Annotated in this window: 16 protein-coding genes; 3 read left to right on the top strand and 13 right to left on the bottom strand. The window is 73.3% G+C overall.

Features of this window, described 5'->3' with window-relative positions:
* The first annotated feature begins 160 nt into the window (after positions 1 to 160).
* Positions 161 to 1,957: an AMP-dependent synthetase/ligase gene (locus ACA361_RS16380; RefSeq protein WP_375012823.1), complete on the top strand. Its 1,797-nt coding sequence runs from the start codon at positions 161 to 163 to the stop codon at positions 1,955 to 1,957.
* Here the strand turns inward: ACA361_RS16380 and ACA361_RS16375 are convergent.
* The 12 genes from ACA361_RS16375 to ACA361_RS16320 form a co-directional block, all read right to left on the bottom strand.
* Complete coding sequence (locus ACA361_RS16375; protein ID WP_375012822.1) at positions 1,948 to 2,622, bottom strand: NAD(P)H-binding protein; 675 nt, start codon at positions 2,620 to 2,622, stop codon at positions 1,948 to 1,950. The two genes, ACA361_RS16380 and ACA361_RS16375, sit on opposite strands and share 10 nt — an antisense overlap.
* A 44-nt stretch (positions 2,623 to 2,666) precedes the next feature.
* Complete coding sequence (locus tag ACA361_RS16370) at positions 2,667 to 3,833, bottom strand: DUF1996 domain-containing protein (protein WP_375012821.1); 1,167 nt, start codon at positions 3,831 to 3,833, stop codon at positions 2,667 to 2,669.
* A 62-nt stretch (positions 3,834 to 3,895) separates the two neighbouring features.
* Positions 3,896 to 4,549 (bottom strand): DUF4142 domain-containing protein, encoded by a 654-nt coding sequence (locus ACA361_RS16365; protein ID WP_375012820.1) that lies wholly within the window; start codon positions 4,547 to 4,549, stop codon positions 3,896 to 3,898.
* 213 nt (positions 4,550 to 4,762) lie between these two features.
* The gene (locus ACA361_RS16360; protein ID WP_375012819.1) at positions 4,763 to 6,313 is read right to left on the bottom strand and encodes a ferredoxin; all 1,551 of its coding nucleotides are present in this window, start codon (positions 6,311 to 6,313) and stop codon (positions 4,763 to 4,765) included.
* Positions 6,310 to 7,098 (bottom strand): hypothetical protein, encoded by a 789-nt coding sequence (locus ACA361_RS16355; protein ID WP_375012818.1) that lies wholly within the window; start codon positions 7,096 to 7,098, stop codon positions 6,310 to 6,312. Before ACA361_RS16355 ends, ACA361_RS16360 begins: the two co-directional genes overlap by 4 nt.
* A gap of 16 nt (positions 7,099 to 7,114) precedes the next feature.
* Positions 7,115 to 8,572, bottom strand: coding sequence for a hypothetical protein (locus ACA361_RS16350; protein WP_375012817.1), 1,458 nt, complete (start codon positions 8,570 to 8,572; stop codon positions 7,115 to 7,117).
* 1,211 nt (positions 8,573 to 9,783) lie between these two features.
* Positions 9,784 to 10,563, bottom strand: a complete 780-nt coding sequence (locus ACA361_RS16345; RefSeq protein WP_375012816.1) for a hypothetical protein — start codon at positions 10,561 to 10,563, stop codon at positions 9,784 to 9,786.
* A gap of 59 nt (positions 10,564 to 10,622) precedes the next feature.
* Entirely contained in the window at positions 10,623 to 11,750 is a 1,128-nt protein-coding gene (locus ACA361_RS16340) for a glycosyltransferase family 4 protein (RefSeq protein ID WP_375012815.1), read from the bottom strand.
* Positions 11,751 to 11,847: 97 nt separating this feature from the next.
* Positions 11,848 to 13,497 (bottom strand): cytochrome bc complex cytochrome b subunit, encoded by a 1,650-nt coding sequence (locus tag ACA361_RS16335; protein WP_375012814.1) that lies wholly within the window; start codon positions 13,495 to 13,497, stop codon positions 11,848 to 11,850.
* Positions 13,494 to 14,603, bottom strand: a complete 1,110-nt coding sequence (locus ACA361_RS16330; protein WP_375012813.1) for a Rieske 2Fe-2S domain-containing protein — start codon at positions 14,601 to 14,603, stop codon at positions 13,494 to 13,496. Before ACA361_RS16330 ends, ACA361_RS16335 begins: the two co-directional genes overlap by 4 nt.
* A complete protein-coding gene (locus ACA361_RS16325; protein ID WP_375012812.1) occupies positions 14,600 to 15,511 on the bottom strand; it encodes a c-type cytochrome in 912 nt (303 codons plus the stop codon). Before ACA361_RS16325 ends, ACA361_RS16330 begins: the two co-directional genes overlap by 4 nt.
* 46 nt (positions 15,512 to 15,557) lie before the next feature.
* Positions 15,558 to 16,217, bottom strand: a complete 660-nt coding sequence (locus tag ACA361_RS16320) for a heme-copper oxidase subunit III (RefSeq protein WP_375012811.1) — start codon at positions 16,215 to 16,217, stop codon at positions 15,558 to 15,560.
* Between the two features lie 202 nt (positions 16,218 to 16,419).
* On the opposite strand from ACA361_RS16320, the gene ACA361_RS16315 reads away from it, so the two are divergent.
* Positions 16,420 to 16,842, top strand: coding sequence for a hypothetical protein (locus ACA361_RS16315; RefSeq protein WP_375012810.1), 423 nt, complete (start codon positions 16,420 to 16,422; stop codon positions 16,840 to 16,842).
* 16 nt (positions 16,843 to 16,858) lie between these two features.
* Entirely contained in the window at positions 16,859 to 17,908 is a 1,050-nt protein-coding gene (trpD, locus tag ACA361_RS16310; RefSeq protein WP_375012809.1) for an anthranilate phosphoribosyltransferase, read from the top strand.
* An 87-nt stretch (positions 17,909 to 17,995) separates the two neighbouring features.
* Here the strand turns inward: trpD and ACA361_RS16305 are convergent, their stop codons facing one another.
* Positions 17,996 to 18,283 carry an Lrp/AsnC family transcriptional regulator gene (locus ACA361_RS16305; RefSeq protein WP_375012808.1) on the bottom strand — a complete coding sequence of 96 codons (288 nt, stop codon included), beginning with the start codon at positions 18,281 to 18,283 and terminating at the stop codon, positions 17,996 to 17,998.
* Positions 18,284 to 18,315 lie beyond the last annotated feature (32 nt).

Here is an 18,315-nt window from a genome sequence, read left to right as displayed (position 1 = left end):
AGCGCGGGGTCCGGCCGGGAGCCCGCGGCGGGGTGACACGAGGGAAAACGCCGTGCGGATTGTCACCTGGGGACGAATTACCTACTCACGGGTATCATTCGACCGCGGGAACGCTGTACCGTCGTCCCCGCCATCTGCCGTGTCAACCGAGGAGTGGGCCGTGCGCGAGTTCAGCGTCCCCGCGATGGTGGATATCCCCGAATCCGCCAATCTGACCGACGCGCCCTTCACCAGAGCCGCCGAGAGTCCCGGAACGGTCGTGCTGCGGCGCCGCGGCGACGGCGACGCGTGGCGGTCGGTGACCGCCGGGGAGTTCGCCGCGGAGGTGACCGGCGTCGCCAAGGGCCTGGTCGCCGCGGGCGTGGAGCCCGGCGACCGGGTGGCGCTGATGTCCCGCACCCGGTACGAGTGGACCGTTCTGGACTACGCGATCTGGGCCGCCGGCGCGGTGACCGTCCCGATCTACGAGACCTCCTCGGCCCAGCAGATCGAGTGGATCATCGGCGACTCGGGCGCCAAGGCCGTCTTCGCCGAGACCTCCGCGCACCTGGCCGCCATCGAGTCGGTACGCGGCGACCTGCCCGGCCTCGAGCACGTGTGGGGCATCGACGCGGGCGACCTGGAGGACGTCACGGCGGCCGGCGCCGAGGTCTCCGACGCGGCGTTCGAGGAGCGCCGCCGCTCCCGGACCGGCGCCGACCTGGCCACCCTCGTCTACACCTCGGGCACCACCGGCCGCCCCAAGGGCTGCGAGCTGACCCACGCCAACTTCGTGTCCACGGCCCGCAACGCCGTCCAGGGCGCGATCGCCGAGATCGCCGTCGAGGGCAGCTCGACGCTGCTGTTCCTGCCGCTGGCGCACGTGTTCGCCCGGCTGATCCAGGTCGCCACCATCGAGGCCGGCATCGTCCTCGGGCACAGCGACATCCCCAGCCTGCTGCCCGACCTCGCCTCGTTCCGGCCGACGTTCCTGCTGGCCGTCCCGCGCGTGTTCGAGAAGGTCTACAACGGCGCCGAGCAGAAGGCCGCGGCCGAGAGCAACGTCAAGGCCAAGATCTTCCACGCCGCGGCCGACACCGCGATCGCGTACAGCAAGGCGCTGCAGGACGGCCGGCCCGGGTTCGGGCTCAAGGCCCGGCACAAGGTCTTCGACGTCCTGGTGTACGGCAAGCTGCGCGCCGCCGTCGGCGGGCGCGTCGAGTACGCGGTGTCCGGCGGCGCCGCGCTGGGCGAGCGGCTGGGCCACTTCTTCCGGGGCGTGGGCATCACGATCCTGGAGGGGTACGGGCTGACCGAGACGACCGCGCCGGCCACCGTCAACCGGCCCACCGCCATCAAGATCGGAACGGTCGGCAAGCCGATCCCCGGCGTCACCGTGCGGATCGCCGAGGACGGCGAGATCCTCGTCCAGGGCGTCAACATCCTCACCGGCTACTGGAACAACGCGGAGGCGTCCAAGGAGGCGCTGGAGGACGGCTGGTTCCACACCGGCGACCTCGGCTCGCTCGACTCCGAGGGCTACCTGAGCATCACCGGCCGCAAGAAGGAGATCCTGGTCACCGCCGCGGGCAAGAACGTCGCGCCCGCCCCGCTGGAGGACCGGCTGCGCGCCAACCCGCTGATCAGCCAGTGCCTGGTGGTCGGCGACGGCCGCAAGTTCATCAGCGCGCTGATCACGCTGGACGAGGAGGCGCTCGGGCCCTGGAAGGAGCGCCACGGCAAGCCCGCCTCGATGACGGTCGCCGAGCTGCGCTCCGACCCCGACCTGATCGCCGAGATCGACGCCGCGGTGGCCGACGCCAACCGCAGCGTCAGCCACGCCGAGGCGATCAAGAAGCATGTGATCCTCGGCGTGGACTTCAGCGAGGAGGCCGGGCACATGACGCCGAGCCTCAAGGTCCGCCGGCACGCCGTGGTGAAGGACTTCGCCGACGAGATCGACGCGCTCTACTCCTGAGCGTCCCGGGCGAGGGCGGCGACGGCCTCGCCGACGGGCGTGTCGCCGCCGATCAGCTCCAGCACCCGGCGGCGCACGTCCCGGGCGTCCAGCAGCGCCACGATCACGGCGGCCACGTCGTCGCGGGTCACGGCCTCGTGGCCCACGTACGGCGCCGCGAGCGTGACCGTGCCGGTGCCGGGGTCGTCGGTGAGCCGCCCGGGGCGCAGGATCAGCCAGTCGAGGCCGTCGCGCGCCCGCAGGTCGTCCTCGGCCTGCTTCTTGGCCCGGATGTAGGCGGCCCAGACCTCGCCCCGGTCGGCGGCGGGCTCGGTGTCCACCCCCATGGCCGAGATCTGCAGGAACGGCCGCACGCCCGCGCGCTCGGCCGCGTCCGCGACCAGGACGGCGGCGGCGCGGTCGACGGTCTCCTTGCGGCCCGTCCCGCTCCCGGGCCCGGCCCCGGCGGCGAACACGACCGCGTCGGCGCCGGCGATCTTGCCGGCGACCTCGGCGGCGTCCGCCCGTTCCAGGTCGCACGGCACCGGCCCGGCCCCGGCGGCCCGGACGTCGTCGGCATGGTCCGGATTGCGGATGAGGCTCAGCACGGTGTCCCCGCGCGCGGCCAGCAGCCGGGCCAGCCGCAGCGCGATCTTCCCGTGCCCTCCCGCGATGGCAACGTTCATATCCGCGATCTTACGAACCGGGCCGGGGACGCGGCGCGGCCGGTTCAGCAGCGGCGCCCGCCGTTGATGCACCGCACGGCGCGCTGCATCAGCCGCTCGGGCATGACGTTCACGAAGTCGGCGTGGTCGGTCACCGGATCGTGCCCCTGCTCGGGGAAGGAGTCCACCGCGAACGCCTGCGCCCGGTTGGGCAGGTTGTAGCTCAGCGTCAGCCGCAGCTGCGGGACGGCCTGGGTGCCCTGCGGGCACGCGCCGTTCGCCTGCGGGAAGACGATGTGCGTGCGGTGGTTGGCGCTGTCGGTGTTCTGGCCGTCCCAGCAGCTCGGGAAGTCCAGCACCCGCATGACCTGGCTGTTGCGCGGGCACAGCGGGTACTTGTCGGTGAACCCGCGGTCGGTGAAGCCGCTGCAGGTCCAGAACGCGCGCGCGTTGGCGAGGCCGTTGGTGCCCGCCTTGGCGTCGCCCATGATGACCCGCAGGAACCGCGGCATCGCGGTCACCTTGCTGCGCGGGTTGCCGCGGAACTGGATGTTCGCGCGGGACGGCAGCACGATCGAGCCGACGTTGCCGTCGGCCGCGCTCTGCTGGGCGGCCTCGGAGTCGTCCTGCCCGTTCCGGTCCCGCATCACGGGCCAGTAGTAGGTGGACAGGTCGCCGTTGGTGCAGGTGGTGCCGGACGCGGCCAGGCTCTCGTCGGTCGAGAACGCGTCGGCCGACTCGTTGCCCACGTAGTCGTGGATGTGGTGGGCGCCGTTCTGCACGCCGGGCGCCACGATGAAGTTGTCCGGGTTGTGGTGCTCTTCCTGGTTGGTTCCGCACCGGGAGCTGAACGTGCCGCGCGAGGCGCCGCGCGCGTTGCGCACCTGGCGCACCCGCGGGGCCTGCCGGATGTTCGCGAAGTCGTCGGCGTTGGGGCCCTCGGCGATCGGCGACTCGTTCCCGCCACCGCCGTCGCCCCCGCCCTCGCCCTCGCCGGGCGGCGCGGACGGATCGGCGGACGGGTCGGCCGGCGGGGCCGACGGGTCCGCGGACGGGTCGGCCGGCGGCGCCGACGGGTCGGCGCCCGGGTCCTCGGGCTGCTGCCCGCCACCCTGATCGGGCGGCTCGGCGGGGTCGGCGGAGGCGGTCGGGGACGGCCGCGCGGGCGACGCCGCGGCCGGCGCCGCCGGTACCGCGGTCAGCAGCAGCAGCGCCGGCAGTACGACGGCCACGCCTTTCCTTCTTCGCATCCTGCTTCTCATGTGAACTCCGTGTCAGCGGGGACCGCCGGCCCTCAGAAAAGGGCCGACTTGGGGACGAGACCGGTGCTCTCCAGCAACGTCATATGGGTGTTCACGTACCTCATCGCGCGTTCCGCGAAGGCACGGATCTCGCTGTTCTCGGTTTTCGAGCGGATCTGGGCGATCAGGGCGAAGACCTGGCCGTGCGCCTCGCGCAGCCGCCGCACGAACGTGCGGTCGTACTCGGCGCCGAACTGCCCCGACATCTCCGCCAGCCACGCCTTCTGCGAGCCGTTCGGCTCGTTCGGCAGGATGACGTCGAGCCGCTCCGCCACCGCGCGGGTGTCCTCGTCGAGGCGCAGATGCTGCTCGGCGATCATCGCCGCGATCTCCTTGACCCGCGGCGAGGCCGCGCGCTGCTGCGCCTGCTGGCCCGCGGGCATCTCCCACAGCCCGGCCTCCCGGACCTTCGTCAGCAGGCTCCGGTCGGACGGGCTCAGCCGGCCCCACCGGGTCTGCACGTAGCCGCCCGTGAGCTGGCCGGCCCGGGTGTCGCCGTCGGCCGGGGCCCCCGGCACGCCCGGCGCCCCGATCACCACGACGAACGCCGCAGCCGCCGCCAGGATCGTCGCCGCGGTGAGCACGGCGCGGCTGCGTCCCAGCCGCGGCAGCCGGCGCGCCTCCGCCATGCCGTACGACTTCCGCAAAGGGATACACCCTCCTTTCGACTGCTTCCCGATCGCCCTGGCAAGGGTTTTCAGGAGATACGCACCGGGTCCCGCCCGGGTTCACCGGAACGCATATTCATTTTTGCTTCTCTTTTGGCCGGCCCGCTATCGAGCATAGACATGAAGAATGGCCGGGCCAGGCATTTCATGGCCCGTTAAGGCGCCCTTATCCCGGGCGGGCGCCGGGCCCGGTCAGTCGCGCCGGGCGGCGCTCTTCCCGCTCCGGCCGCCCTTCCCGCTCCGGCCGCTCCTGGGCATTCCGGTGGTGACGCGCAGCGCCAGCGCGGGGCACATCGCCACCGCCTTCTGCACGTCCCGCTCCAGCCAGGCCGGGATGTCGGTGCCGAGCACCACCGGGAAGCCGTACCGGTCGAGCTGGATCAGCTCCGGGACGAGGTAGGCGCACAGGCCGTGCCCGTCGCAGCGGCTCCAGTCGATCGCGACGCGGCCCTCGTCCCCGGTCGGCACCGGCAGCGGCAGCACGCCGTAGACCGGCTGCCCGCACGTGCCCGACACCCGGTGGATCTCGATGTCCGCCGCGAACGCCTCCATCGCCGACAGGACGAACCTCGCGGTGCCGTCCGGATGCGAGCAGGCGCCCCGGCCCAGGCCGATGCCCGCGGCGCGGCGCACGTCCTCCACGCTGCCCGAGCCGTCGCTCAGCGCGTTCAGCGTGCGGACCACGTCGGGCAGCCCGAGCCGGCACGGGCCGCACTGCCCCGCCGACTGCGCCGCCAAGTACGACGCGATCCGGGTGGTCTCGCCGAGCGGGCAGGTGCCCTGCGGCAGCGGCAGGACGATCCCGGCGCCGACGGTGCCGTTCACCGCCTTCATGCCCTTGCGCGACAGCACCGCGCGGAACACCGCCGCCGGGTCCAGCCACATGCCGTGGTAGCCGCCGACGAGCACGCCCTGCCCGGCGTCTGTCTCGCAGTGCCCGAGCGCCGCCGACAGCGGCGTCCCGTACGGCGCCTCGACGACCTGCGTGCCGCCCACGGTGAGCAGCGTCGTGCCCGGCTCGTCCTCGGTGCCGGCCGAGGCGTACAGGTCGGGGCCCAGCGAGACCAGCACCGCCAGCTGCGCGAACGTCTCGGTGTTGGACAGCAGCGTCGGGCAGCCGTCCACGCCCGACTCGGCGACCCGGACCTTCTGACCCGGCGGGATCGGGATCTCGCCGTTGATCGCCCGTACCACCGCGCCGGCCTGGCCGGAGATGAACCGCTCGGCGAGCCGCACCACCCGGCCCGGCATCCGCCGCTCGACGATCGCGGCCCGTACCGAGCGGGCGGCCTCGTCGTCCTCGACCGCCACCACGATGCGCTGGGTGCCCAGCGCGGCCGCGGCGATGGAGGCGCCGTCCAGCACCAGGTGCGGGGCCCGGGTGAGCAGCACCTTGTCCTTGGAACTGCCCGGCTCGCCCTCCGCGCCGTTCACCACGACCACGGCGTCCGCGGCGGGCCGCCGCCGGTCCTCGTCCTCGCCGGGCAGCAGCCGGGTCTGGTCCGCGCTCGGATGGGTGATCCGGGCCGCGACGGCGGCGAGCTTGCGCGCGAACGGGAACCCGGCCCCGCCGCGCCCGCGCATGTCGACCTGCTCGGCCATCGCGACCAGGTCCTCCAGCACGGGCGTGTTCAGCTTCCCGTGCACGGCCTTGTGCCGTTCCAGGTCGAGCCGGTCGAACCGGTCGAAGCCCAGCGTGAGCCGGGGGCCGCCGATGTTGGAGACGGTGATCGTGCCGCTCATCGCGTCAGCTCGCCGTCGCGCGGGTCGAACCCGCCGCCGCGCGGATCGGCCCCGGCGGCGGCGCGGCGGTCCTCGCGCCGCCCCGCGGCCGACCGCGCCTCCCGCCCGCGCGCCGCGGACGGCGCCGTCACGTTGTCGCCGACGCGGCGCAACTCGCGCGGCTTGAAGACCACGAACATCCGGGCGATCACCGCGAGCGCCACGAACCCGGCGCACAGGATGTAGCTCAGCGTCACCCACGTCGCCGCCGACCGGCCCGCGGTCAGGCCGTGCGCGATGCCGAGCGGCCACGCCAGGTACGCGATCGAGTGGATCGACCGCCACACCCAGGGCCGGGCGCCGCGGGCGAACCAGACCCGCATCATCCCGCTCACCGCCACCACGACCATCAGCTGGAACGCCAGCGTCCCATACCCGATCGGCCCCACGCTGGGCACCACGACCTGCGCCGGGAGCGCCAGCCCGCCGACCACCTTGATCGTGATGTGCGCGACCACGAACGTCAGCGCCAGCACCGACGCCGCGCGGTGCACGGCCTGCGCCAGCACCCGGTGCCGGATCGCCAGGATCAGCCGCTCGGTCGCCAGCAGCCCGCTGACCACGGCCGTCGTCAACGCCAGCAGGGTGAAGACCCCGGCGAAGAACGAGAGGAAGCGCTGCACGTCGCCGGCCACGGCGGCACCCTGCGGGGTCGCCGCGCCGATGAGCACCAGGACCGCGCCGATGAGCACGGCGCGCAGCGCCCACGTCGGCACGACGGGATCGTCGCTACTTCGCGTCTGCACTGGTGGAACTCCTGTTCTAGGTCGCTGAGGGGGCGGGCTTCTTCTTCGCGCCCGCCTCGCCTTCGTCGCCGGCCCCCGGCTTCGGGAGCGCCGGGTCGTCCGCGTCCGGGACCGCGCCGAGGTTGGCGAGCAGGCCGCCCGGGAGCACCTGCAGGGGGCCGCGCTCGGCGAAGCCGAGCAGCGGCTTGGCGCGCTGCCTGAACGTCCAGCCGCCGATCCGCGTGCCCTCCAGCGGCACCTCCTCGGCGCCGCGCCGCAGCGAGAACTGCACCAGCGACCGGGGCGCCGGGGCCCCGCCGCAGGGCCGCTCGGCGCCGATCCGGCCGAGCGGCGCGCCGCGCGCGACCGTGCCGCCGCTGCGGGCCGCGGTCACGTCCCGCATCCGGTAGTACGTGCTGGCGAGCCCGCTGGGGTGCACCACCATGACCATCCCGCTGCCGGCCCGGCCGGCGCAGAACCGGTAGACCCGCCCGGCGGCGGCCGACAGCACCCGGCCGTCGCCGCCCCAGAAGGCCAGCGCGCCCAGCGGCCGCGCCTTGCCCGCGCCGTCCGCGCTGCCGATCGACCACGTCTTGCCGAGCCGCCACGGCAGCATCAGCCCGTCCCCGGCGCGCGTGCCGTTCGCCGCCGCGACGGCCTGGTCGGCCGTCAGCGAGCTGTACCGGCGCAGCGCCGCCACCTCCGCCGCCGGCATCAGCTCGGCGGGCATGCGCCCCAGGATCGCGTTGAACGAGCTCGTCCCCGACAGCGCGACCTGCCACTGCCCCTCGCCCCACCGCCCGGCGAAGAACGCCCCCTCGGGCGAGGCGGAGCTGCCCGCCGGCACCGGGATCGTCGTCGTGCCGAACGCCCACCGCTTGTCGGCGCTCACCCGGTCCACCCCGACGATGGGCGGCCGGTCGGGCGCCGCGCCGTACGCCTGGCGCGCCGCGAGCCCGTGCTGGTCGGTGGTGAGCTTGGTGATGCGCTCGGTCAGCGTGCGCGTGTCCGGCGCCGCCGCGACGGGCCCGGTACGGTCCGGCGCCGGCCGCCGCTCGACGTCCGGGGGCACCTGGGCCACCTGGCCGGGCGACCGCAGCTCCAGGTCGCTCCCCGCGGGGCCGGGGTTGCCGAACGTCGTCCCCTCGATCAGGCTGCGCTCCACGATCGCCAGCAGCGACAGCCCGACCACGATCGAGAACACGAGCGTCCCGGTGCGCATCCGGTCCGCCGGCCCCCGCGCGCCACGCGCCCGCTGCTGCGGCAGCGCCCGCGGGGTGGCGTGCTGCCTGCGCGGCTTCGGCTGCTTCCTGCCGCCCCTGCGGTCCCTGCCCCCGGCGCGGTCCCGCCGCCGCGCGGTCCGGTCCCGCCGCACGGGCTCGCGGTCCCAGAAGCTCGACGACTCGACGTCCCCCGGGAGCACGCCGTGGGACGACCGCGCGGCCGCCCGTTCCCGGTCGCCGGGCCGCGCCGCCTCCCGCCGCACGCCCGGCACCGCCGCGCTCCCGACGGCCTCACGAAGCCGAGGATCACGAAGGCCGACATCACGGAGACCCGGATCGCGGAGGCCGGGATCACGAAGGCCGACATCGCGGAGACCGGCATCACGAAGGCCGCTGTCACGCGGTCCTGGGGCCGGTGGGATGGCGGCCGGTTCGGCGTACCACGGGAGGCCGTCGGGGGGCGTGGCGCGCGGCGACCTCGCGTCGCGCACGCCGGCGGGCACCCGGGGGGCGGGCAGGCCGGAACCGCCGCGTGGGGGCGGGCCCGGGTCCCGGGCACGCCGATCGCGTGCGTCGCCGCCGCGCGGGCCCTGGGGGCGCGGGCCGCCTACGCCCGCGTTGCGCGGGTCGGCCGGCTGCTCGCGCCGGGGGCGTTGCCTGGACCGGGGACGTGCCGGGTCCGCCCAGAAGGCTTCATACGTGCTTTGGGACGCATGCCTACTGTCGCGTCGCGCCATGTCCTCTCCTGTGGAGGAGGGGAGGCTCGGCGAAACGGCGTCGTGGTTCCGTGCGCTCCGGAGAGCGCGTTCCTGATCGTCACGGACGGCGGCCGGAACCCGCTCCGCTCCCGCCGCGCCCTGGAACGGCCCGCACGGGGCCGCTCCGACAACCCCGGAGCATACGCCCTGGTGGTCCCGTTATGGAGATGGTGACAGGAAATCCCTCCGGAATCCGCCGCCCGCTCCGCGGGCCCGCCCGCGTCTTCGCTGCTCAGGCACCTTCACCGGCGGAACGGCCCGGCGGCGGCCCGGACCGCCCGCGGCGCCCGGGCGCCCGCGTCGCCGCAGGTCAGGCCGGGTACGGCGGGGGTCCGGCTTAGGCCCGGCTCAGGTTCGCCTTAAGCCCGCCATAACGGTCGTGCCGCAACCCCGCGCGGCGCCTAGCGTCGGTCCTGTCAGACGGCCGCCGGCGCACGGAGGAGGTACCCCGATGAACGACCTCCGCGGGGTGGCCCACCCCTCCTCCGGCCCGCGCCCGGCCGGATGCCGGGACCGTGCCCGGCACTCCCGTCCACGCACCGCCGATCCGCGGCGACCGGCCGTCCCGCACGACGCGCCCGCCTCCAGGTTCTCCCCCCACACAGGGCGCCGGGCCGGGGCACCGCCGATCGGAAGCCCTCCTCGACAGGGAAGCGCGTGGAACCGGTCTCCGGGAGTGCCGGCGCGGTCCCACCCCTGAGCCGGACGGGCCGCGGCCCGCGCGTTCAGCCCGTCCAGGGCAGCCGCAGGGCCTCCAGCTCCGGATCGGCCAGCACCGACTCGATCAGCGCGGGCGGCCCCACCACCTTGGTGCCCCACAGGTCCCAGTCGCAGTAGACGACCCAGGACCGGTCGTCGGCCCACAGGTTCGACGGGCAGCTCTCCATCGCCGGATGGTCGTACAGGTCGGCGGCGTCGCCCAGCCGGCCCGCCAGCACGGTCTCCCGGTCCCAGTCGTTGGTGACGAGCGAGCAGTAGTACGCCAGGCAGCGCCGGTCCTCGCCGTCCACGTCGTGCCGGACGAGCAGCGCCATCAGCCGCCGCCAGCCCTCCCGGTCCAGGCAGCCCTCGGCGGGCGGCTCGATCGCGGCCGACCAGCTGCCGGTCGGGTGGGCCTGGCGCAGGCAGCGGATGCCCGGCCGCTCCCCCGCCGGTACGGCCGGCTCCCCGAACCCGCGCGCCAGCTCCGCCCAGCGCAGCCGCCGCCACCCCGCGCCGGGATGGCCGCCGCGGCCGAGCCGGGTCCCGGTGACGACGGCGCCCTCCATGAGATCGCCGTCCTTGTCCGGCTCGGCCAGCCCGGACGCCCGGGCCGACCGGAGCACGTCGTCATGGGTGGTGGTGACCAGCCCGTCCTTCCACACGTACATCGAGTGCAGGATCCACGCCGCGTCCGGGCGGCGCGGGGGCTCGTAGCCGGTGTGGCCGTGCTCGGGATCGAGATCCTTCAACCAGCCGGTGGCCTCCTCGGAGACCGGCTCCCACGCGTCTTCGACGTCCGCCATGACACGCATACTGCCACTGCCGGCGGTGGGCGCGGCACCCGCGGGGAGCCCGGGCGCGGTCAGCCGGCCAAGAGGGCGTCCAGCCGGGCGGCCTGGAGGTTCCAGCGCCACTCGCGCTCCACCCACGCGCGGCCCCTGGCGCCCATCTCGCGGGCCCGCGCGGGGTCGCTCAGCAGTCCGGTCAGCGCGCGCGCCACCGCCGCCACGGAGCGCCCGTCGACGACCTCTCCGGTCTCGCCCTCCAGCACGGCGTCGGGCGCCCCGCCCGAGTCGCCCGCGACGACGGGCAGGCCGGTCGCGGACGCCTCCAGGTACACGATGCCGAGGCCCTCCACGTCGAGCCCGCGGCGGCGCGTCCGGCACGGCATCGCGAACACGTCGCCCGCGTCGTAGTGCGCGGGCAGCTCCTCCCACGGAACGCTGCCGGTGAAGACGACCGCCCCGGCCACGTCCCGCGCCTCCGCCAGCTTCTCCAGCTCGGCGCGGTACGGCCCGCCGCCCACGAGGAGCAGCGCCGCGTCCGGGACCTTCTTCAGCACGTGCGGCCAGGCGTGGATGAGGGCGTCCTGCCCCTTGCGCGGGACGAGCCGCGACACGCAGACGGCCACGGGCCGGTCCGCGAGCCCGTGCCGGTGGCGCACCTCGGCGCCGCCCGCGCCGGCGCGGAAGACCTCCTCGTCCACGCCGGGCGCCAGCCACGCCATGCGGGCGGCCGCCGCGGGCGACAGGGCCCGCGCCATCCGGGACCGGGTGTAGTCCCCCAGGTACGTCAGCGCGTCCGTGCCGTCCCCGATCCGCCGCAGGAGGCCGCGCGCGACCGGGAGCGCCGCCCAGCCCGCCTCGTGCCCGTGGGTGAGCCCCACGAGCCGCTCGGCGCCGCGCGCGCGCAGCGCCGGCGCGAGGAGGCCCAGCGGCGCCGCCGCGCCGAACAGGACCGAGTCGCACCCCTCCGACCGCAGGACCTCCGCGGCCCGGCGCAGCACGGTCGGCTCCGGCACCATCAGGGACGTCGGGTGCCGGACGACCGGGAACGGCTGCGCCGCGTCGAACTCCGCCGCCCCCTTCCAGGCGGGCGCGTAGACCACGACCGAGCCGGGCGGGCGCCGTACCGCGAGGTTGTGCACGAACGCCTGGATGCCGCCCGGCCGGGGCGGGAAGTCGTTGGTGACGACGAGGGTCTTGGTCATCTCTCCCCGGATCTGCCCGGATCTCCCCGGAAACGCGAGCCGGGGCCCGCCGCCGGTGGTCCGGCGGCGGGCCCCGTGCCCGTGGCGATCAGTACCGTCAGTGCTTGTCGGTGAGCTGCTTCCGCTCGCCCTCGGCGACCTCGTGCCCGTCGCCGTGCTCGCCGTGGCCGTGCTCCTCGACGGGGATGTCGTCGCTGGTCCAGGCCCGGTGCAGCCGCGAGCGCAGGTGCCCGAGCGGGCCCTTGCTGCTCGGCGCCGGAACGCCGTTGGCGTCGACGGCGGGCGCCTCGGGACGGGCGTTCTCCTTGCTCAGGATCACCGCCCGCTCCTCCTCGCGCGCCGGCTCGTGCCGCTCGCTGAACTTGCCCTCGGGCGACATCAGGATGATGCCGCTCTCGACGCCGTGCCCGATCACGTCCGCGTCCTTGCGCTGGAGGCCCAGGCAGATCCGCTTGGTGATGACGTACGCCAGCACCGGCCCGAGGAAGACCGCGACCCGGAAGAACCAGGTCGTGGCGAACAGCGACACGTGGAACCGCTCGGCCAGCACGTCGTTGGCGCCCGCCAGCCACAGGAGGCCGTAGAACGTCACCGCGGCCATGCCCACGCCGGTGCGGACCGGGGCGTTGCGCGGCCGGTCGTTGACGTGGTGGTGGCGCTTGTCGCCGGTCACCCACTGCTCGATGAACGGCCACAGGGCCGCCCCGGTGAAGATGATCCCCAGCGGCAGCAGCGCCGGGATCAGCACGTTCAGGCTGAGCGTGTAGCCCCAGGCGGTGATCTCCCAGTTCGGCATGATCCGCAGGGAGCCCTCCAGGACGCCCATGTACCAGTCCGGCTGGGACGCCGACGAGATGGCGCCGGGATCGTACGGCCCGAACAGCCAGATCGGGTTGATCTGGGCGAACGCCCCGAGCAGCGCCAGCACGCCGAAGACGAACAGGAAGTAGGCGCCCGTCTTGGCCATGAAGACCGGGTAGAACGGGTAGCCGTAGACCTCCTTCTCGGTCTGCTGCTTGACCGGCATCGCGGTGTGCTTCTGGTGCCACATGATCATCATGTGCGCGGTGACCAGGCCCAGGATCAGGGCCGGGATCAGCAGCACGTGCAGGGTGAACAGCCGCGGGATGATCTCCCCGTTGTTGCCCTCGGGGAACTCGCCGCCGAACAGGAACATGTAGCCGTACGTGCCGACCACCGGGATCGACTCCAGCACGCCCTGGGTGATCCGCAGGCCGGTGCCCGACAGCAGGTCGTCCGGCAGCGAGTAGCCGAACAGGCCCTCGAGCATGCCCAGGACGAACATGCTGATGCCGATCAGCCAGTTGAGCTCGCGCGGCTTGCGGTACGCGCCGGTGAAGAACACCCGCAGCATGTGCGCCAGGATCGACGCCATGAACAGCAGCGCCGCCCAGTGGTGGATCTGCCGCATGAGCAGGCCGCCGCGGACGTCGAAGCTGATGTGCAGGGTCGAGGCGTAAGCCTGCGACATCTTCACGCCCTGCAGCTTGGTGTACGACCCGTCGTACACCACCTCGTGCATGCTCGGCTGGAACCAGAGCGTCAGGAACGTCCCGGTCAGCAGCAGGATGACGAAGGAGTACAGGGCGATCTCGCCCAGCATGAACGACCAGTGGTCCGGAAAGACCTTCTTCACGTTCCGCTTGAAGAAGGTGGTGGAGCCCAGGCGGTCGTCGAGGAAGTTCAGCGTCCCGTCGACCGCCTTCGGGGCGGTTGCCTCGCTCATCCGCGCTCCCAGAAGCTCGGTCCGATCGGCTCGGGGAAGTCGTCGGTGGCCACCAGGTAACCGTTCTCCACGCTCAGCGGAAGCTGCGGCAGCGCGCGCGCCGCCGGCCCGAACACGACCTTGGCCGCGTCGGTGGCGTCGAACGTGGACTGGTGGCACGGGCAAAGGATGTGGTGCGTGGTCTGCTCGTACAGGGCCGCCGGGCAGCCCACGTGCGTGCAGATCTTGGAGTACGCCACGATGCCGCCGACGTGCCAGTTCTCGCGGCCCTTGGCCGGCTTGAACTGGTCGGCCGGAACGTTGATCAGGATCGTGACCGCCTTGGCGATCTCGTTCAGCGGGTGGTGCGCGTCCTCCTCGATCCCCTCCGGGAGGACCGTGATCATCGCACCGGGCGAGCTGAAGTCGCTGACCTTGAGCGGCTTGTTGGTCCCGTCGACGACGAGCCGGACGCCCTTCTTGCCCTCCTCCTTGGCCTTCTTGACGGCCTCGCCCCAGAACGTGTGGCGCAGCCGCTTCTCCGGCAGCGGGCCGAGGTCGCGCAGCAGCACCAGCGGCGCCAGGCCGAGCGGCGCGGCCGCCAGCAGCAGCGTGCGGCGCAGCAGCGGCCGCTTGGTGATGCCGCTGTCCTCGGCGCCCTCCAGGAAGTCCCGGGTGAACGCCTGCCGGGTCTCCTCGGGGGCGCGGTGATCGTGCCGCTCCTGGACGATCGGCTTGCTGGTCATCAGCCGGCGCACCCAGATGGTGACGCCGATGGCCAGCGCCAGGAACGACAGCGCCATCATGCTGCCAAGCCAGAGGTTGGACTCCTTGGCCCGGTGGATGCCGTGCATGCCGCCGTCGCGGCCGCTCCAGCCGATGTAGTAGGCGATGAACGCCACGCTGCCGGCGAAGGCGAGCAGGAAGAACAGGGCGACGATCCGCTCGGCCCGCTTGGCCGACCTCTCGTCCAGCTCCTGCCCCGCGCCCGCGGGCGCGGAGACGTCCTCGCTGGCCAGCAGCTGCTTCTCCACCGCCGGCGACGGCGTACCTACCACGCGCTCGCGCGCGCCGCCGTCCTCGCTCGGCTCCCTGCCGGAGCCGGTCGTGTCCTTGTTGTCGCTCATGACTTCTTCAGCTTCTTCGGCTTCTTCGCGGTGATCCACGCCGCCGCCAGCACGAGCAGGCCGAGCCCGACCAGCCAGCCCACCAGGCCCTCGGACACCGGGCCGATCCGGCCGAGGCCGTTGCCGCCCGGGTTGGGCTCCTCACGGGTCTGCACGATGTAGGCGATGATGGCGCGCTTGTCCTCGGGCGTCAGCGTGGTGTCGTTGAACACCGGCATCGCCTGCGGGCCGGTCAGCATGGCCTCGTAGATCTGCGTCGGGGTGACGTCGCTGGTGTCCAGCGGCGGGGCGTACTTGCCGCCGGTCAGCGCGCCGCCCGACCCCACGAAGCTGTGGCACTGGGCGCAGTTGGTGCGGAAGAGCTTGCCGCCGAGCGCGGCGTCGCCCTTCTCCGGGTCCACGGCCTCGGCGCTGGGCACCTCGGGCCCGCCGCCCAGGGACTGGATGTACGCGTTCAGGTCGCGCAGGTTCTTCTCGGCCTGCGCCTTCTGCTTGAGGGCGGCCTCGCGCTTCTCCGGCTCGGCGTAGTCCGTCTTGATGTTGACGTCGAAGGCGGGGATCGGATCCTTGCGCGGCATCTGCGCGCCAGGGTTCATCGCGGGCATCCGGCCCGTGCTGACCTGGAAGTCGACGGATGCGGCGCCCACCCCGATCAGGCTCGGGGCCATCGCGTTGCCCTTGGCGTCCTTGGTGCCCTCGCCGTTCAGGCCATGGCAGCTGGCGCAGTTCTTCTCGAACAGCTGCTTGCCGTTCTGCAGATCGTTTGCGGCCTGCGCCGTGTTCGCCGCCTGGGCGTGGTCGGGCTTCGGTTGGAAACCGGCGTAGATCACGCCGATCGCCGCCAGGGCCGCCAGCACGACGGCGTAGCCCGCCCACGGGCGCCGTCGCCATGCGGTGAACCTTTTCACGGAAATCCCCGTTCGGGTCATGTCGTCGGTAGAGAGGTCGATCTGGTCAGAGGTCGAGCACGTAGATCGTCGCGAACAGGCCGATCCAGACCACGTCCACGAAGTGCCAGTAGTAGGACACGACGATCGCGCTCGTCGCCTGCTCGTGGGTCCAGCGCTTGGCCGCGTACGTCCGCCCGAGGACGAACAGGAACGCGATCAGGCCGCCGGTCACGTGGAGACCGTGGAAGCCGGTCGTCAGGTAGAACACCGAGCCGTAGGCCGAGGAGGCCAGCGTCAGGCCCTCGTGCGTGACGAGGTTGTAGTACTCGTAAGCCTGGCCGGCGACGAAGTAGGCCCCCATCAGGAACGAGAGCACGTACCACTCGCGCAGGCCCCACCGGCGGAAGTTCAGCAGCCCGCCGTCCCGGCCGACCTTGCCGGCCTCGGCCTTGAACACGCCCATCTGGCAGGTCACCGAGGACAGCACCAGGATGGTCGTGTTGAACGTCGAAAGCGGCAGGTCGAGATGGGCTCCCGGCCACGCGTGCTCGCCCTGCTGGCCGATCGTCACAGAGCGGATCGTGAAGAACATCGCGAACAGAGCCGCGAAGAACATCAGCTCGGACGACAGCCAAACGATCGTCCCCACGCTGACCAGGTTGGGACGATTCGCCCGAGCGTGAGGTGTTGTCTGTATCGCGGATGCTGTTGCCACGGGCGACATTATTACGTCACCGGTCCCGCGACCCGTGCAGGACCCCCCTTCAGCGCCTTCCGAGCGTGTCCCCCGCGCGTTGCGCGCGCGGCCCGCCGGCGGCCTCCGCCGTGCCCGTAACGCCTGCTGGGAAAGGGCCCGCGGCCCCCGGGCCGGTGCGAATCGAGGCGGCCGTGGCCGAAGACGTACCGGCCCGGTAACCTTCTCAGCCATGAGCACCGCCCCGGAGAGCCCGATGAAGGTTCTCGTCTACAGCGACGACGCGAACACCCGTGCCCGGATCCGGCTCGCCATCGGGCGCCGGCCCGCCGCCGACCTCCCCCTGGTCGAGTACGTGGAGTGCGCCACCCAGCCGGCCGTGGTGGAGCGGCTCGACGAGGGCGGCATCGACGTCGCGGTGGTCGACGCGGAGGCGCAGCCCGCCGGCGGGCTGGGCGTCTGCCGCCAGGCCAAGGACGAGGTGTACGACTGCCCGCCGTTCCTGGCGATCATCGCCCGCCGGGACGACGGCTGGCTGGCCACCTGGTCGCGCGCCGACAAGGTCGTGGGCCTGCCACTGGACCCGATGGCGCTGGCCAACGGGGTCGCCGAGCTGATGCGCGACCGCGCCGCCAAGCGCCTTCCGGTCCTGTAGAAGCCGAAGGGGAACCATGGACGCGCGTACCGGCTGGCCGGCGCTGCTGAACGCCCTGCTCGACGGCGAGTCGCTGACGAGCCGGGAGACCGCCTGGGCGATGAACCAGATCATGGCCGGCGAGGCCACCGACTCGCAGATCGCCGGATTCGCGGTCGCGATGCGGGCCAAGGGCGAGACGGTCGCCGAGGTGTCCGGCCTGGCGGACGGGATGCTGGCCAACGCCACCCCGATCGAGGTGCCCGGCCGGCTCGGCGACCTGGTCGGCACCGGCGGCGACCGGGCGCACACCGTCAACATCTCCACGATGGCCGCCGTGGTGGCCGCGGCCGGGGGCGTGAAGGTCGTCAAGCACGGCAACCGCGCCGCCTCGTCATCCTGCGGCGCCGCCGACCTGCTGGAGGAGCTGGGCGTCGCGATCGACCTGCCGGCCGACCGGGCGGCGCGGGTGGCCGACGAGGCCGGCATCACGTTCTGCTTCGCGCCGCTCTACCACCCGGCGTTCAAGTACACCGCCAAGCCGCGCCGCGAGCTGGGCACCCCCACGGTCTTCAACTTCCTCGGCCCGCTGACCAACCCGGCGCGGACGTCCACCCAGGCGGTGGGCGTGTTCCACCCGCGGATGGCGGGCATCGTCGCGGGCGTGTTCGCCGAGCGCGGCTGCTCGTCGCTGGTGTTCCGCGGCGACGACGGCCTCGACGAGCTCACCACGACCGGGACCTCGGCGGTGTGGGTGGTCCGGGACGGCACCGCCACCGAGACCACGTTCGACCCGGCCGAGCTGGACATCCCGCCGGCCACGCCGGACGACCTTCGCGGCGCGGACGCCCCGTACAACGCCCGGGTGGCCCGCGCGGTCTTCGCCGGGGAGCCGGGCCCGGTCCGCGACATGGTGCGGCTCAACGCGGCCGCGCTGATGGTCGCCTACGACGGCGCGCCCGCGCCGGAGGAGCTGACCGGCGCGCTGCGGGCGGCCTACGCCCGGGCCGGCGAGATCATCGACGCCGGCGCGGCGGCCGCCACCCTCGACCGCTGGATCAAGGCCACCCAGTCGCTGCGCCCCTGAGGGCCGCTGAGCCCCTCAGAAGCTGCTCTGGGCTGCTCTGAGCTGTTCTGGGCTGCTCTGACCTGGTCTGGGTCCTCCTGAACGCCTCTAGTCGGCGTCCGGGAGGCCGAGCGCGAACGCGGCCTCCAGGTCGTGCTGGGAGTACGTGCGGAACGCGATGTGGGTCTCGGTGTCCCGGATCCCGGGGATCTTGTTGAGCCGGCCGGGGATCACGTCGTTGAGCTCGTCGTGCCGGCGCACCCGCACCATGGCGATCAGGTCGAACTCGCCGGTGATGGAGAAGACCTCGCTGACGCCGTCCAGCGCGGCGATGCTCTCGGCCACCTCGTGGATGCGCGCGACGTCGGCCTTGACGAACACGATCGCAGTGACCACTGCGCCCTCCCCCTCGGGAACCGTCGGATCCG

It is taken from the genome of Actinomadura sp. 21ATH (assembly GCF_041951345.1).
Taxonomy (GTDB): domain Bacteria; phylum Actinomycetota; class Actinomycetes; order Streptosporangiales; family Streptosporangiaceae; genus Spirillospora.
The sequence above is the reverse complement of the archived record's forward strand: the minus strand, read 5'-3'. Positions and strand labels throughout refer to the sequence as shown.

Coding starts and splice junctions, on each gene's coding strand:
- ACA361_RS16375 (WP_375012822.1), bottom strand. CDS start 2,622: ATGAACGTTGCCATCGCGGGAGGGCACGGGAAGATCGCGCTGCGGCTG.
- ACA361_RS16360 (WP_375012819.1), bottom strand. CDS start 6,313: ATGAGCGGCACGATCACCGTCTCCAACATCGGCGGCCCCCGGCTCACG.
- ACA361_RS16345 (WP_375012816.1), bottom strand. CDS start 10,563: ATGGCGGACGTCGAAGACGCGTGGGAGCCGGTCTCCGAGGAGGCCACC.
- ACA361_RS16340 (WP_375012815.1), bottom strand. CDS start 11,750: ATGACCAAGACCCTCGTCGTCACCAACGACTTCCCGCCCCGGCCGGGC.
- ACA361_RS16335 (WP_375012814.1), bottom strand. CDS start 13,497: ATGAGCGAGGCAACCGCCCCGAAGGCGGTCGACGGGACGCTGAACTTC.
- ACA361_RS16330 (WP_375012813.1), bottom strand. CDS start 14,603: ATGAGCGACAACAAGGACACGACCGGCTCCGGCAGGGAGCCGAGCGAG.
- ACA361_RS16320 (WP_375012811.1), bottom strand. CDS start 16,217: ATGTCGCCCGTGGCAACAGCATCCGCGATACAGACAACACCTCACGCT.
- ACA361_RS16315 (WP_375012810.1), top strand. CDS start 16,420: ATGAGCACCGCCCCGGAGAGCCCGATGAAGGTTCTCGTCTACAGCGAC.
- trpD (WP_375012809.1), top strand. CDS start 16,859: ATGGACGCGCGTACCGGCTGGCCGGCGCTGCTGAACGCCCTGCTCGAC.